The organism is Pseudomonas sp. Y3 TE3536 (assembly GCF_053629175.1).
This window is the reverse complement of record NZ_JBRJHU010000001.1, coordinates 5,640,816-5,656,682: the sequence shown is the minus strand read 5'-3', so window position 1 is coordinate 5,656,682 and position 15,867 is coordinate 5,640,816. Positions and strand designations below refer to the sequence as shown.

At 63.6% G+C, this 15,867-nt stretch carries 9 protein-coding genes; 6 read left to right on the top strand and 3 right to left on the bottom strand.

What is annotated here, in order from left to right; genetic code table 11:
• The first annotated feature begins 250 nt into the window (after window positions 1–250).
• The 5 genes from AB7M33_RS25250 to AB7M33_RS25230 all read left to right on the top strand — a co-directional run bounded on the left by AB7M33_RS25250 (window position 251) and on the right by AB7M33_RS25230 (window position 11,758).
• Window positions 251–1,522 (top strand): MdtA/MuxA family multidrug efflux RND transporter periplasmic adaptor subunit, encoded by a 1,272-nt coding sequence (locus AB7M33_RS25250; protein WP_027593594.1) that lies wholly within the window; start codon window positions 251–253, stop codon window positions 1,520–1,522.
• On the top strand, window positions 1,519–4,617 hold the full coding sequence (locus tag AB7M33_RS25245; RefSeq protein ID WP_027593593.1) for an MdtB/MuxB family multidrug efflux RND transporter permease subunit: 3,099 nt from the start codon (window positions 1,519–1,521) through the stop codon (window positions 4,615–4,617). The genes AB7M33_RS25250 and AB7M33_RS25245 overlap by 4 nt, the downstream gene beginning before the upstream one ends.
• Window positions 4,614–7,721 (top strand): efflux RND transporter permease subunit, encoded by a 3,108-nt coding sequence (locus tag AB7M33_RS25240; RefSeq protein ID WP_454243919.1) that lies wholly within the window; start codon window positions 4,614–4,616, stop codon window positions 7,719–7,721. Before AB7M33_RS25245 ends, AB7M33_RS25240 begins: the two co-directional genes overlap by 4 nt.
• Window positions 7,718–9,205 carry an efflux transporter outer membrane subunit gene (locus tag AB7M33_RS25235; protein ID WP_027593591.1) on the top strand — a complete coding sequence of 496 codons (1,488 nt, stop codon included), beginning with the start codon at window positions 7,718–7,720 and terminating at the stop codon, window positions 9,203–9,205. The genes AB7M33_RS25240 and AB7M33_RS25235 overlap by 4 nt, the downstream gene beginning before the upstream one ends.
• Window positions 9,206–9,670: 465 nt before the next feature.
• Window positions 9,671–11,758: a putative bifunctional diguanylate cyclase/phosphodiesterase gene (locus AB7M33_RS25230; RefSeq protein ID WP_454243918.1), complete on the top strand. Its 2,088-nt coding sequence runs from the start codon at window positions 9,671–9,673 to the stop codon at window positions 11,756–11,758.
• Here AB7M33_RS25230 and AB7M33_RS25225 read toward each other — a convergent pair.
• Together AB7M33_RS25225 and AB7M33_RS25220 are read right to left on the bottom strand one after the other, a co-directional pair.
• Window positions 11,755–12,015 (bottom strand): DUF1652 domain-containing protein, encoded by a 261-nt coding sequence (locus tag AB7M33_RS25225; protein ID WP_027593589.1) that lies wholly within the window; start codon window positions 12,013–12,015, stop codon window positions 11,755–11,757. The genes AB7M33_RS25230 and AB7M33_RS25225 overlap by 4 nt on opposite strands.
• 252 nt (window positions 12,016–12,267) lie before the next feature.
• Window positions 12,268–12,915: a DUF1345 domain-containing protein gene (locus AB7M33_RS25220; RefSeq protein ID WP_252823774.1), complete on the bottom strand. Its 648-nt coding sequence runs from the start codon at window positions 12,913–12,915 to the stop codon at window positions 12,268–12,270.
• 148 nt (window positions 12,916–13,063) lie between these two features.
• On the opposite strand from AB7M33_RS25220, the gene pgm reads away from it, so the two are divergent.
• Window positions 13,064–14,701, top strand: coding sequence for a phosphoglucomutase (alpha-D-glucose-1,6-bisphosphate-dependent) (pgm, locus tag AB7M33_RS25215; RefSeq protein ID WP_085274279.1), 1,638 nt, complete (start codon window positions 13,064–13,066; stop codon window positions 14,699–14,701).
• 134 nt (window positions 14,702–14,835) lie between these two features.
• On the opposite strand, the gene AB7M33_RS25210 is transcribed toward pgm, so the two are convergent.
• A complete protein-coding gene (locus tag AB7M33_RS25210) occupies window positions 14,836–15,789 on the bottom strand; it encodes a LysR family transcriptional regulator (protein ID WP_265970148.1) in 954 nt (317 codons plus the stop codon).
• Window positions 15,790–15,867: the final 78 nt, after the last annotated feature.

Sequence of the window (15,867 nt, the reverse complement as noted above, 5' to 3'; positions counted from 1 at the left end):
GTAATCCTGTGGGAGCGGGTTTACCCGCGAAGAGGCCGGCAGAGGCAACGGAACTCCAGCCCCGCCCACCGCTCCAAGCAACACCCTGTAACGGCCCGGAACGATTTCCGGGCCGTTTTCGTTTAAAGTTCAGTGTTTTGGCAACGTCAGGCAAAGGTAAACCTCTGGTAAAGGGCCTTTGCTAAAACGATGCCAGTGCTTATCGTTCAACCCTCCCAAGTCGTCACTCCGAACAAGGTTCGTTCAACCCATGCAAGCGTCTAATTCCCGTTCCCCCCGTCGCTGGCTCGTCGGCCTGCTGATCCTGCTGCTGGTGGCCTTGCTGGCCTGGTGGCTGTGGCCCGCATCGCCTGCACATAAAGAAGCCAGCAGCGGGCGCATGGGCAAAGGCGGGCGCCCAGGTTTCGGGGCCTCCAGCGACCCTGTGCCGGTGCGTGTCGAGCCGGTTCGGGTGGGCGATTTCCCGCTGTACTACAAGGCGCTTGGCACGGTCACCGCGACCAATACCGTGAACGTGCGCAGCCGTGTGGCCGGTGAGCTGGTCAAGATCCACTTCAAGGAAGGCCAACAGGTCAAGGCTGGTGAACTGCTGGCCGAGATCGACCCTCGCAGCTACCGCATCGCCTTGCAGCAGGCCGAAGGCACGCTGGCGCAGAACCAGGCACAGCTGAAAAACGCCCAGGTCGACCTGGCGCGCTATAAAGGCCTGTATGCCGAGGACAGCATCGCCAAGCAGACCCTCGACACCGCAGAAGCCCAGGTCGCGCAATTCCAGGGCCTGGTCAAGACCAACCAGGCACAGGTCAGCGATGCGCGCCTGAACCTCGATTTCACCCAGATCCGCTCGCCGATCAATGGCCGGGTAGGCCTGCGCCAGCTCGACCTGGGCAACCTGGTGGCTGCCAACGACGCTACCGCGCTGGTGGTCATCACCCAAACCGAGCCAATCAACGTCGCGTTCACCCTGCCAGAAACCGAACTGAGCACCGTGCTGGAACGCTACCGCAGCGGCGCCAGCCTGCCGGTCGAGGCGTGGGACCGCAGCGACAGCAAGCTGCAGTCCACCGGGGTACTGGGCAGTATCGACAACCAGATCGACACCACCACCGGCACCCTCAAGTTCAAGGGCCGCTTCGAGAACAAGGACCTGGCGCTGTTCCCCAACCAGTTCGTCAATGTGCGCCTGCTGGCCGACACCCTCAAACAGGTGGTGCTGGCCCCGGCCGCGGCTATCCAGTTTGGCAACGATGGCACCTTTGCCTATGTGGTCAACGCCCAGAACACCGTCAATATCCGCAAGCTCAAGGTTGGCGCCAGCGATGGCGAGAACAGCGTGATTGTCGAAGGCCTGGCTGCCGGCGATCGCCTGGTGCTGGAAGGCACCGACCGCCTGCGTGAAGGCACCAAGGTAGAGGTGGTCGAAGACAGCTCGCAGGTGCCAACCACCCCAGGCCAGCACCTGCAGGGCCAGGACGCCAAGGGCTCGGCCCAAGCCGGTGAAGCAGGCAAGGCGGGCGCATGAACCTCTCGCGCCTGTTCATCCTGCGCCCGGTCGCCACCACGCTGAGCATGCTGGCCATCGTCCTGGCCGGCCTGATTGCCTACAAGCTGCTGCCGGTCTCGGCGCTGCCGCAGGTCGACTACCCGACCATCCGGGTCATGACCCTGTACCCAGGGGCCAGCCCGCAAGTCATGACCAGTGCGGTCACCGCGCCGCTGGAACGCCAGTTCGGGCAGATGCCGGGGCTGACCCAGATGGCCTCGACCAGCTCCGGCGGGGCGTCGGTGCTGACGTTGCGTTTCAGCCTCGACATGAACATGGATGTTGCCGAGCAACAAGTGCAGGCCGCGATCAACGCTGCCAGCAACTTGCTGCCCAGCGACTTGCCGGCGCCACCGGTCTACAACAAGGTCAACCCAGCCGACACGCCAGTGCTGACCCTGGCCATCTCCTCCAAGACCATGCCGCTGCCCAAGCTCAACGACCTGGTCGACACCCGTGTGGCCCAGAAGCTTGCCCAGATCAGTGGCGTGGGCATGGTCAGCATCGCTGGCGGCCAGCGCCAGGCGGTACGTATCAAGGTCAACGTCGATGCATTGGCCGCCAACGGCCTCAACCTCGAGGACGTGCGAACGCTGATCGGGGCGTCCAACGTCAACCAGCCCAAGGGTAACTTCGATGGCCCGACCCGGGTGTCGATGCTTGATGCCAACGATCAACTGCGTTCCCCCGCGGAATACGCCAACCTGATCCTGTCCTATAACAATGGCGCGCCGCTGCGCCTGAAGGACGTCGCCGAGATCGTCGACGGTGCCGAAAACGAGCGCCTCGCGGCCTGGGCCAACGAAAACCAGGCGGTGTTGCTGAATATCCAGCGCCAGCCGGGCGCCAACGTCATCGAGGTGGTCGACCGGATCAAGGAACTGCTCCCCTCGATCACCGATAACCTGCCTGCCGGCCTGGACGTGTCGGTACTGACCGACCGCACCCAGACCATCCGCGCCGCGGTCAAGGACGTGCAGCACGAGCTGCTGATCGCCATCGTCCTGGTGGTCATGGTCACCTTTGTGTTCCTGCGCCGTTTCAGCGCCACCATCATCCCCTCGATCGCCGTACCGCTGTCGTTGATCGGCACCTTTGGCGTGATGTACCTGGCCGGGTTCTCGGTCAATAACCTGACCCTGATGGCTCTGACTATTGCCACCGGCTTCGTGGTGGATGACGCCATCGTCATGCTGGAGAACATCTCCCGCCACATCGAAGAAGGCGAAACGCCGATGCAGGCCGCGCTCAAGGGCGCCCGGCAGATTGGCTTCACCCTAATATCGCTGACCTTCTCGCTGATCGCGGTCCTGATTCCGCTGCTGTTCATGGCCGACGTGGTCGGCCGCCTGTTCCGCGAGTTCGCCATCACCCTGGCGGTGGCGATTCTGATTTCCCTGGTCGTGTCGTTGACCCTCACGCCCATGATGTGCGCGCGGCTGCTCAAGCGTGAGCCCAAGGAAGAAGAGCAGGGCCGTTTCTACCGCGCCAGCGGCGCCTGGATCGACTGGCTCATCGAACACTACGGCCGTGGCCTGCAGTGGGTGCTCAAACACCAGCCGCTGACCCTGCTGGTGGCCGTGGCCAGCCTGGGGCTCACCGTGGTCCTGTACATCGCCGTGCCCAAGGGCTTCTTCCCGGTGCAGGATACCGGCGTCATCCAGGGTATTTCCGAGGCGCCACAGTCGACTTCGTTCGCCGCCATGAGCGAACGCCAGCAGTCGCTGAGCAAGGTGATCCTGCAGGACCCGGCGGTGCAGAGCCTGTCGTCCTACATCGGCGTGGATGGCGACAATGCCACGCTCAACAGCGGGCGCCTGCTGATCAACCTCAAGCCGCACGGCGAGCGGGATGTGACCGCTGGCGAGGTCATCAGCCGCCTGCAGCCGCAGCTCGACAAGCTGGTGGGTATCCGCCTGTTCATGCAACCGGTGCAGGACTTGAGTATCGAGGACCGGGTCAGCCGCACCCAGTACCAGTTCAGCCTGTCGTCACCTGACGCCGACCTGCTGGCGCAGTGGAGCGGCAAGCTGGTGCAGGCGCTGCAACAGCGCCCAGAGCTTGCCGATGTGGCCAGCGACCTGCAGGACAAGGGCCTGCAGGTGTACCTGGTGATCGACCGCGACATGGCCAGCCGCCTGGGCATCTCGGTTTCGCAGATCACCAACGCCTTGTACGACGCCTTTGGCCAACGGCAGATCTCGACCATCTACACCCAGGCCAGCCAGTACCGCGTGGTGCTGCAGTCGCAAGCCGCCGCCAGCATCGGCCCGCAGGCCTTGGAGTCGATCCACGTCAAGGCCACCGATGGCGGCCAGGTGCGGCTGTCGGCGTTGGCCCGTATCGAGCAGCGCCAGGCGCAGTTGGCGATCTCGCACATCGGCCAGTTCCCGGCGGTGATGATGTCGTTCAACCTGGCCCATGGCGCGTCGCTGGGCGAGGCGGTCAAGGTGATCGAGCAGGTGCAGCAGGACATCGGCATGCCGATCGGCGTGCAGACCCGCTTCCAGGGCGCTGCAGAAGCCTTCCAGGCCTCGCTGTCGAGCACCTTGCTGCTGATTCTCGCCGCCGTGGTGACCATGTACATCGTGCTGGGTGTGCTCTACGAGAGCTACATCCACCCGGTGACCATTCTTTCGACCTTGCCCTCGGCGGCGGTGGGGGCCTTGCTGGCGCTGCTCATCAGTGGCAACGACCTGGGGATGATCGCCATCATCGGCATCATCCTGCTGATCGGCATCGTCAAGAAAAACGCGATCATGATGATCGACTTTGCCCTTGAAGCCGAGCGCAACCAGGGCATGAGCCCGCAGGACGCCATCTACCAGGCCGCATTGCTGCGTTTCCGGCCGATTCTGATGACGACGTTGGCCGCGCTGTTCGGCGCCGTGCCGCTGATGCTGGCGACCGGGTCCGGTGCTGAGCTGCGCCAGCCGCTGGGCCTGGTGATGGTGGGCGGGCTGTTGGTCAGCCAGGTGCTGACACTGTTCACCACGCCGGTCATCTACCTGTACTTCGACCGCCTGGCCCGTCGCTGGCGCCCGGCCACTGATGCCAAGCAGGCTGAGGCATGAACCTGTCCGGACCGTTTATTCGTCGCCCGGTGGCGACGATGCTGCTGAGCCTGGCGATCATGTTGCTGGGCGGCGTCAGCTTCGGCCTGTTGCCGGTTGCGCCGCTGCCGCAGATGGACTTCCCGGTGATCGTGGTGCAGGCCAACCTGTCCGGCGCCAGCCCTGAGGTGATGGCCGCCACGGTGGCCACGCCTTTGGAACGCAAGCTGGGCAGTATCGCGGGCGTCACTACGCTGACCAGTAGCTCTAACCAGGGCTCGACGCGGGTGGTCATCGGCTTCGAAATGGGCCGTGACATCGACGGTGCGGCGCGTGAGGTGCAGGCGGCGATCAACGCCACCCGTAACCTGCTGCCCAGTGGCATGCGCAGCATGCCGACGTACAAGAAGATCAACCCCTCGCAGGCACCGATCATGGTGCTGTCGTTGACCTCTGACGTGCTGAAGAAAGGCCAGTTGTACGATTTGGCTGACACCATCCTGTCCCAGAGCCTGGCCCAGGTATCCGGGGTAGGGGAGGTGCAGATCGGCGGCAGTTCGCTGCCCGCCGTGCGCATCTCGGTGGAGCCGCAGTTGCTCAACCAGTACGGCCTGTCGCTGGACGAGGTGCGTACCGCCGTGTCCAACGCCAACCAACGGCGGCCCATGGGCTTCGTCGAGGATGCCGAACGCAGTTGGGAGGTGCGGGCGAATGACCAGTTGGAAACGGCGAAGGACTACGAGCCGGTAGTGATACGCCAGCAGAACGGCACCATCCTGCGCCTGTCCGACGTAGCCACCCTCACAGACAGCGTTGAAAACCGCTACAACAGCGGCTTCTTCAACGACCAGAGCGCGGTGTTGCTGGTGGTCAACCGGCAGACCGGCGCCAACATCATCCAGACGGTCGACCAGATCAAGTCGCAGTTGCCGGCGTTGCAGTCGTTGTTGCCAGCCAGCGTGCAGCTGAACGTGGCCATGGACCGCTCGCTGGTGATCAAGGCCACCCTCAAGGAGGCCGAGCACACGCTGCTGATCGCGGTAGGGCTGGTAATTTTGGTGGTTTACCTGTTCCTCGGCAGCCTGCGTGCCTCGTTGATCCCGAGCCTGGCAGTGCCGGTGTCGCTGGTAGGCACGTTCGCAGTCATGTATTTGTGCGGTTTCTCCCTCAACAACCTGTCGCTGATGGCGCTGATCCTGGCCACGGGCCTGGTGGTGGACGACGCCATTGTGGTGCTGGAGAACATCTCCCGGCACATTGAGGACGGCCAGCCGCCGATGCGTGCGGCGTTCCTCGGTGCCAAGGAAGTGGGCTTCACGCTGCTGTCGATGAACGTTTCGTTGGTGGCGGTGTTCGTCTCCATTCTGTTCATGGGGGGTATCGTACGTAGCCTGTTCCAGGAGTTTTCCATCACCCTGGCGGCTGCAATCATTGTCTCGCTGGTGGTCTCGCTGACCCTCACGCCGATGCTCTGCGCCCGTTGGCTGAAACCGCACCAGGCCGAACAGAGCCGCCTGCAGCGCTGGAGCGACAAGGTTCATCAGCGCATGGTCAACGGCTATGACCGCAGCCTCGGCTGGGTGCTACGGCACAAGCGCCTGACCTTGCTGAGCCTGCTGGCCACCATCGGTATCAACATCGCGTTGTATGTGGTGGTGCCCAAGACGCTGATGCCGCAGCAGGACACCGGCCAATTGATTGGCTTTATCCGTGGTGACGATGGCCTGTCGTTCAGCGTGATGCAGCCGAAGATGGAAACCTACCGCCGCGCCTTGCTGGCCGACCCTGCGGTGCAGAGTGTTGCTGGCTTCATCGGCGGCAACAGTGGCACCAACAATGCGATGGTGATTGTGCGCCTGAAGCCGATCAGCGAACGCAAGATGGATGCCCAGAAGGTGATCGAGCGCCTGCGCAAAGAGATGCCCAAGGTGCCCGGCGGGCGGCTGTTCCTGATGGCCGACCAGGACCTGCAGTTAGGTGGCGGTGGGCGTGACCAGACGTCGTCGCAGTACCTCTATACCTTGCAGAGTGGCGACCTGGCGGCCCTTCGCGAGTGGTTCCCGAAAGTGGTCGCGGCGGTGCGCGCATTGCCCGAACTGACCGCCATCGACGCCCGTGATGGCGCGGGTACTCCGCAGGTTACCCTGGTGGTCGACCGTGATCAGGCCAAGCGCCTGGGCATCGACATGGACATGGTGACCACCGTGCTCAACAACGCCTACAGCCAGCGGCAGATCTCGACCATCTACGACAGCCTCAACCAGTACCAGGTGGTGCTGGAAATCAACCCGAAATACGCCTGGGACCCGAGCACGCTGGAACAGGTGCAGGTGATCACCAGCGACGGTGCCCGCGTGCCGTTGTCGACCATCGCCCACTACGAAAACAGCTTGGCCAATGACCGAGTCAGCCACGAAGGGCAGTTCGCTTCCGAAGACATCGCCTTCGACGTCGCCGAAGGCTACAGCCCCGACCAAGCCATGGCTGCAGTGGAGCGGGCGGTGGCCAAGCTTGGCCTGCCCGAGGAAGTCATCGCCAAACTCGGTGGCACCGCCGACGCCTTTGCCAAGACCCAGGAAGGCCAGCCCTTCATGATTCTTGGCGCGCTGGTGCTGGTGTACCTGGTGCTGGGCATTCTGTATGAAAGCTACATTCACCCGCTGACCATTCTGTCGACCCTGCCTTCGGCCGGCGTCGGTGCCTTGCTGGCGCTCTACGTCACCGGAGGCGAGTTCAGCCTGATCTCGCTGCTGGGCCTGTTCCTGCTGATTGGTGTGGTGAAAAAGAATGCGATCCTGATGATCGACCTGGCCCTGCAGCTGGAGCGCCAACAAGGCCTGTCGCCGGAGGAATCGATCCGCCGCGCCTGCCTGCTGCGCCTGCGGCCGATCCTGATGACCACCCTGGCGGCCATCCTCGGCGCCTTGCCGTTGCTGGTGAGCCGTGCCGAGGGGGCGGAAATGCGCCAGCCTTTGGGCTTGACCATCATCGGCGGCCTGGTCTTCAGCCAGATCCTCACCCTTTATACGACGCCGGTGGTCTACCTGTACCTCGACCGCCTGCGTCACCGTTTCAACCATTGGCGCGGCGTGCGCACCGACGCCGCTCTGGAAACCCCGCTATGAATTTTGCCCAGACACCGCTTCACCGTGCCCTGCAGTCATTGACCCTGGGGCGTGGCTCGCGTCTGCTCGGCGCCAGTCTGTGCGTGGCGCTGCTCAGTGCCTGTACCCTGAGCCCGGACTACCACCGCCCCGAGCTGAGCACCCCGGCGCAGTACAAGCAGGCCGAGGGCTGGACCCAGGCCAAGCCCTCGGACGCGATCGCCCGTGGCGCCTGGTGGGAAGTCTACGGCGATGCCGGGCTCAATGCGCTGGTCGAAGAGCTTAACCGCAGCAACCAGACGGTTGCGCAGTCGGAGGCCCAGTACCGTCAGGCCCAGGCCCTGGTGCGCAGCAGCCGCGCCGCGCTGTTCCCCAGCCTGGACCTGAGCGCCAGCAAGAACCGCTCTGCCCAGGGTACTGGCAGCTCGAGTTCCAGCCTGTCGAACAACAGCAGCGGCATCCGTAACACCTACAACACCCAGCTCGGCGTGAGCTGGGAGATCGACCTGTGGGGCAAGCTGCGTGAGACGTTGAACGCTAACGAAGCCAGTGCCGAAGCCAGCTTCGCCGACCTTGCCTCGATCCGCCTGAGCCAGCAGTCGGAGCTGGTGCAGAACTACCTGCAGCTGCGTGTGATCGACGAGCAGAAGCGCCTGTTGGAAGCGACCGTGGCTACCTACGAACGCTCGCTGCGCATGACTGAAAACCAATATCGTGCCGGAGTGTCTGGCCCGGATGCGGTGGCGCAGGCGCGCACGCAGCTGAAAAGCACCCAGGCGGACCTGATCGACCTGATCTGGCAGCGTGCGCAGTTCGAAAATGCCATTGCCGTGTTGCTGGGCAAGGCCCCGGCGAATTTTGCCCTGGCAGACAGCAAGACCATCCCGGCGCTGCCGCAAATTCCAGTGACGTTGCCCTCGCAGTTGCTCGAACGCCGCCCGGACATTGCCTCGGCCGAGCGCAATGTGATGGCAGCCAATGCCAATATCGGCGTATCGCGGGCCGCTTACTTCCCCGACCTGAGCCTGAGCATGAGTGGCGGGTATTCCAGCAGCAGCTTCAGCAACTGGATCGAACTGCCGAACCGTTACTGGTCGGTAGGGCCTTCGCTGGCCATGACCTTGTTCGATGCGGGCAAGCGCAGCGCCGAGGTGGACCGCACCGTGGCGGTGTACGACCAGACCGTGGCGCAGTACCGCCAGACCGTGCTGGATGGCTTCAAGGAAGTGGAGAACTTCCTGGTGCAGCTGAAGGTGTACGGCGATGAAGCGGTGGTGCGCCAGGAGGCCCTGGACGCGGCGCGTGAGTCGCTGCGCCTGACTGAAAACCAGTACCGTGCAGGGCTGATCGGCTACCTGGATGTGGTGAACGTGCAGACCACCGCGCTGAGCAACGAGCGCAGTGTGCTGAACCTGCTGCAGGGGCGGTTGGTGGCCAGTGTGCAACTGATTGCCGCGCTGGGCGGCGGCTGGGATGCCGAGCAGGCGTTTGCCGAACAGGAGTGATGGCCGACCATTCATGCTGGGCTATAGGCGCCACTTCGTGGACTCATGCCTCGATCACTGTAGGAGCAGCCTTGTGCTGCGAAGAGGCCCTTACGGCTACTACATCTTTGCCAGGCATACGGGCCTCTTCGCAGCACAAGGCTGCTCCTACAAAGATGTGCGCATGACTGGATTTTGGCAGCCGCTGAGTCTTACGTGCGGGCCTTGAGGATCACGAACTTCGCATTGAACATAGGGGTTTAGCCCTTCCTTGTAGGAGCAGCCTTGTGCTGCGAAGAGGCCCCAACGGCTAATACATCGCTACCAGGCATACGGGCCTCTTCGCAGCACAAGGTACGTATGCCCAGCCGTGGCATCCCAGCACTTGGATCCATTCCCATTCGCAAAAACCCCGTGCGTTTCGCCAAAGCTTGAGTACAATCGTCAGCTTTTTCCGGGCCCCCTGGCCCGTCGCTGGAACTCCCAATGCTGACCGGTAGCTACTCCTCTTCGCTGGTGTTGATTTCGCTGTGCGTGGCGATCCTGGCGTCCTACACCGCCCTTGACCTGACCGGCCGTATCGCGACGGCCAAGGGCAGGGCTGTGCACCTGTGGATGGGGGGCGGTGCGTTGGCCATGGGGGTCGGCGTGTGGTCGATGCACTTCATCGGCATGCTCGCGTTCAGCCTGCCCATCGACCTGGGCTACGACCTTGGCCTGACTGCGTTCTCGCTGTTGATTGCGGTGCTGTCGTCAGGCTTTGCTTTGTGGCTGGTAAGCCAGCCGAGCCTGCCCTGGCTGCAGCTGGGCTTTGGCGCGTTGATCATGGGCGCGGGCATCAGTTGCATGCACTACACCGGCATGGCCGCGCTGCGCATGCTGCCGGGCATCGACTATGACCCTACGCTGTTCGGCGCCTCGCTGATGATCGCCGTGGGCGCCTCGGCAGCGGCGTTGTGGATCGCGTTCCGCTTGCGCAAGCACACCCCTTACGTCCGGCAGATTCGTGGCCTGGCAGCAGTGATCATGGGGATTGCCATCGTCGGTATGCACTACACCGGCATGGCCGCAGCCAATTTCCCCGAGGGCAGTTTCTGTGGTGCGCTGGCCAGTGGGCTGCAAGGCGACGGGCTGGTCTACCTGGTGTTGATCACCACCCTGGCAGTGCTGGCGGTAGCTTTGTTGACCTCGGTACTGGACGCACGCCTCGAAGCGCGCACGGCGGAACTGGCCCGTTCGCTGACCCTGGCCAACCAGGAACTGACCCAGCTGGCCCTGCACGACACGCTCACCGACCTGCCCAACCGCACCTTGTTGGCCGACCGCATCGAGCAAGCCATCGCCAAGGTGGCGGAGCAGGGCGGTTGTTTTGCGCTGATGTTCATCGACCTGGATGGCTTCAAACCGGTCAACGATGCCTTTGGTCACCACGTCGGCGACTTGCTGCTCAAGGCCGTGGCGGCGCGCCTGCGCGGCCATTTGCACAGCCAGGACACGCTGGCGCGCATTGGCGGCGACGAGTTCGTGTTGCTGGTGGAGTTGCAGGAGCCCAACGATGCCATGGACGTGGCGGTCAAGCAGGTCAACCTGGTGTCGCGGCCGTTCCGCGTCGCCGAGCATGATTTGCAGCTCACGGCCAGCCTGGGCATCGTCCTGTACCCCGGCAATGGCCAGGATCAGCACGAGTTGCTGCGCAATGCCGATGCCGCGATGTACCACGCCAAAAGCGCCGGTAAAAACGGCTACAGCTTCTTCGACGTGTCGATGAACAGCAACGCCCGCCAGCAATTGCAGTTACTGCAGGACTTGCGCCAGGCCCTGGAACAGCGTCAGTTCCGCCTGCACTACCAGCCCAAGTTCGATGCCCAGGCCTGCCAGCCGATCGGTGCCGAAGCGCTGCTGCGCTGGGAACACCCACAGCAGGGCCTGCTGCTGCCTGACCGTTTCATTGGCCTGGCGGAAAAAACCGGCCTGATCATCCCGATTGGCGAGTGGGTGCTCGACGAAGCCTGCCGGCAGATGCGCCAGTGGCTGGACCAGGGCCACCAGGGGTGGCGTATGGCAGTCAACCTGTCGGCCATCCAGTTTTGCCATGCGGGGCTGGTCGACAGCGTGGCCCGGGCCCTGCGCGAAAACGGCCTGCCGGCCAACTGCCTGACCCTGGAGATCACCGAGACCACCGCCATGCATGATGCCGATGCCAGCCTGACAGTGTTGCAGCGCCTGTCCGACATGGGCGTGGACCTGTCCATCGATGACTTCGGCACGGGCTATTCCAGCCTCATGTACCTGAAGCGACTGCCGGCCAACGAACTGAAGATCGACCGGGGGTTTGTGCGTGACCTGGAGCAGGACAGCGATGACGCCGCGATCGTCTCGGCGATTGTCGCACTCGGCCAGGCGCTGGGCTTGCGCATCGTTGCCGAAGGGGTAGAGACGGACAAGCAGCAAGACTTCCTCACCCGCCTGGGGTGCGATTCGCTGCAGGGTTATCTGCTCGGGCAACCGGTGCCGGCCGAGCAATTCATGGGCAAATTGCAGGCCATGCGGGAGACGCCCGAGGTGGCAGTCTAGCCTGCGTCGCGCAGGGCGAAGACGGGTACGAAGGCGTCCATCTCAGCTTCGACCGCTTCAATGATGCGCTCGACATCCGCAGCGGCCATGATCGCAGCGCAGGGGATGCCTGCGATGGCCAGCAAGGTTTCTCCGGTGGCGCGGTCGAACAGGCGCGCGATCATGCTGCGCGGTGCATCCATGCTGGCTTCGAAGCCGAGCGGGTGGAAATGCCAGCGCATCACCTGGCAGGCGTTCGGGAACGTCATTTTGTTCATGCCAGCCTCCTTGTCCGTACCTGGACGCGGTGAGCGGGAGGCCGCGTGCACGGCCGCCGGGAATGTAACCATAGCACCTGCCACGCCATTGCCCAGGGTGGGAATACGCCGGAATCGTGGAGGTTTGACCCAGGTCACATTGCTGTTATGGCCGCCATCCACCGGCAGCTCGCCTGGCAAACGTTTTCCTTGCGGGGTGCCGCAGGTCACGGCCGCATTTACCGCACAGGGTTTTCGGACGAGCGGTGCGTGCTACCCCAGCAGGCCGGCCGCAATGTTGATGGTGAACCCCAGAATGGCGGTGTTGAACACGAACCCTACCACTGAATGTGCCAGCACCACCCGGCGTAACCCCCTGCCAGCGACGCCGACATCGGACGTTTGCACCGCCACACTGATAGTGAACGAGAAGTAGTGAAAGTCCCAGTAATCCGGGTTGCGCTCGCCATCGGCGAAGCGCAGCGGGGGCTCATGGTTCTGGCCGGTATAGAACAGCCGGGCGTAGTGCAGGCTGAAGATGCAGCCGATCAATAGCCAGGAGCCGGCCACGGTCAACCCGGTGTACAGGTAGTGCAGGGCCAGGGCGCTGCCTTGCAGGCCGCGGCTGGAGACCAGTTGCAAGGTGATCGCGGCCAGGCTGGCGATGGCAGCGATGCAGACGGTGAGCAGGACCAGGCCGGCGTTCTCATCCTCGACCTGGGCAACTTTGCGGACCTTTTCCGGGTTGGCGCTCCAGGTAAGCCACAGGACCAGCAGCAGGTAGAGCCAGACGCCGAGGTTCCAGCCGACCAGAATGTGCTGGACCGTGTCACCGGCAGGGATCAGCCAGGCGCCGATGATGCCGACCAGGGTGGCGAACGTGAGGCGAGGGTGGGTACGTGTCAGGCGGTGAAAAGCCATGGGGCCTCGTTGCCGGGGAGTGGTGGCTAATACTCTAGACCATCGCCAGGTGCTGGCGGCTTTCATCGCGTCGCCCGTCGCGCGGCGTTGCAACTCTCAGTACACTGCACGTTCCAACACCAACATTCGTTGAACTCGAGGTTTCTGCATGACGCTCAGTCCTTTGGCAGGCAAGCCGGCTCCGGCCAGCGTGCTGGTCGATATCCCCCGACTGCTCACCGCTTACTACACCGGCCGCCCCGATGCTGGCGTGGTGGCCCAACGGGTGGCCTTCGGCACCTCGGGGCACCGAGGCACCTCGCTGGAGCTGAGTTTCAACGAGTACCACGTACTGGCCATTACCCAGGCCATCTGCCTGTACCGCCAGGAGAAGGGCATTGATGGCCCGCTGTTCATTGGCGCCGACACCCATGCGCTGTCGGCACCGGCCACGGCCAGCGCCCTGGAAGTGCTGGCGGCCAATGGCGTGCAGGTGATGCTGTCCAAAGACGACGAGTACACGCCGACCCCAGCGGTATCCCACGCCATCCTGTGCTACAACCGTGGCCGCGAGCAGGGCCTGGCCGATGGCATCGTCATCACGCCGTCGCACAACCCGCCGCAAAGCGGTGGCTTCAAGTACAACCCGCCCAATGGCGGCCCAGCCGACAGCGACGTGACCAAGTGGGTCGAGGCCAAGGCCAACGAGCTGCTGGCTGCGAACCTGGCTGGCGTCAAACGCATGGACCATGCCCAGGCACTGCAGGCTGCCACCACGCACCGCCACGACTACGTGAGCCACTACGTGGCAGACCTGGGCAATGTCATTGACTTCGACGTGATCCGCAGCGCCAACCTGCGCCTGGGCGTCGACCCGCTGGGCGGCGCCGGGGTTAACTACTGGTCGGCGATTGCCAAGCATTACAACCTGAACCTGGAAGTGGTCAACAGCGAGGTCGACCCGACCTTCCGCTTCATGACCGTCGACTGGGACGGCCAGATCCGCATGGACCCATCCTCGCCCTACGCCATGCAGGGCCTTATCGGCCTGCGCGAGCGCTTTGACGTGGCCTTTGCCTGCGACCCGGACCACGACCGCCACGGCATCGTCACCCCGGATGGCCTGCTGCAGCCGAACAACTACCTGGCCGTGGCCATCGACTACCTGTTCCGCCACCGCCCGCAATGGCGCAGCGACGCAGCCGTGGGCAAGACCGTGGTGTCCAGTGGCCTGATCGACCGCGTTACCGAGCGCCTGGGCCGTAAATTGTTCGAAGTGCCGGTGGGCTTCAAGTTCTTCGCCCAGGGCCTGTTCGACGGGTCGTTGGGCTTTGGTGGCGAGGAGAGCGCGGGGGCTTCGTTCCTGCGGCGCGATGGGTCGGTCTGGGCCACTGACAAGGACGGTTTGATCCCGGCCTTGCTGGCCGCCGAGATGACCGCACGCACCGGTCGCAACCCGAGCCAGGCTTATGCCGACCTGACCGCAGCACTGGGCAAGCCGTACGCCACGCGCGTCGAGGCCAAGGCGGATGCTCGGCAGAAGGCGTTGTTGAGCAAGCTGGCACCTGAGCAGGTCAAATCGACAGAGCTTGCTGGTGAGCCAATCGTGCAGATCCTCAGCCATGCGCCGGGTAACGGCCAGGCGATTGGCGGGTTGAAAGTGATGACCGCCAACGGCTGGTTTGCCGCACGGCCGTCGGGCACCGAGGACATCTACAAGATCTACGCCGAAAGCTTTATCGACGAGGCGCACCTGCAGCGCCTGGTGCAGGAAGCGCAGGTGTTGGTGGACGCGGCGATCGCCTGATTGTACTCAAGGGGCTGCCTTGCAGCCCATCGCCGGCAAGCCGGCTCCCACAGGTTCTTCGCAAGGTCTGAGCCTGCGCAGTTACCTGTGGGAGCCGGCTTGCCGGCGATGGGCCGCAGGGCAGCCCCGGTTCATCAAGGGGTTGGCAACGCGAACCCCTCGATCCCCCGCCCCAGCTTCAGGGCCTGCGCATGCAGCACCTGCATCAGGTGCAGCGCCGAGTGCGAAGGTGGCTCGAAGCGCGAATAGACGAAACTGATGTCGAAGTGGATTTCGTCGGCCAGGGGGACCACCGTCAAGCCGCTGTCCTGCGCCACGAACTCGTCGATCAAGCTAATGCCCATGCCTTGCTTGACCAAGGCCACAGCTTCGTTGGCATTGGTGAACGACAACAGCGACTCCAACTGCAGCCCGCGCTGGTGGATGTGTTCGGCCAGCAATTTGCCGAACGGCATGTCGGGCCTGAACAGCAGCAGGGCATGGCCTTGCAGTTGCTCCAGCGCCAGTGACGGATGCCGCGCCAAGGCATGCTCCGGCGGCATCACCACCACCATGCGCCCGCGCATGAACGCGCGTGAATGCAGGTGATCGTGGATCACCGGCAAGGCGGCAATCGACAGGTCGACCTTCTTCGACAGGATCTGGTTCGGCATTTCACCCATCAACGAGGTCTGCCACTCGATGTTCAGCGAGGGTGACTCACGCTTGAGTTGGGCCAGCGCAATCGGGATGACCACGGTCGACAGCGAGGCGCTGCACGAGATGCGCAGGTTACGGTGGCCGCCACTGCCCAGTGACAACGCACATTCATTGACCTCCAGCGCGGCCTGATACACCCGCTCGACTTCGCGGTACAGAATCTGCGCTTCGTGGGTCGGCACCAGGCGGTTGTTGATGCGCTCGAACAAGCGGTACGCCAGCCGCCCCTCGATGTACTGGATCAATTTGCTCACGGCCGGCTGCGACACGTAGAGCATCTTCGCCGCCGCGCTGATCGAGCCCGTCAACATCACCGCACGAAACACTTCCATGTGCCGCAGTTTGAACACCAGGTTGCGGGCTTCCGGGCCGTCATGGTCGAGGGGCATAAGCATTACCTTTGGTTATGGTCTTCGCCATCTGGGTATGAGCGCAGACGCCGGGCACGCAGTATCTTGAAGCCTGCC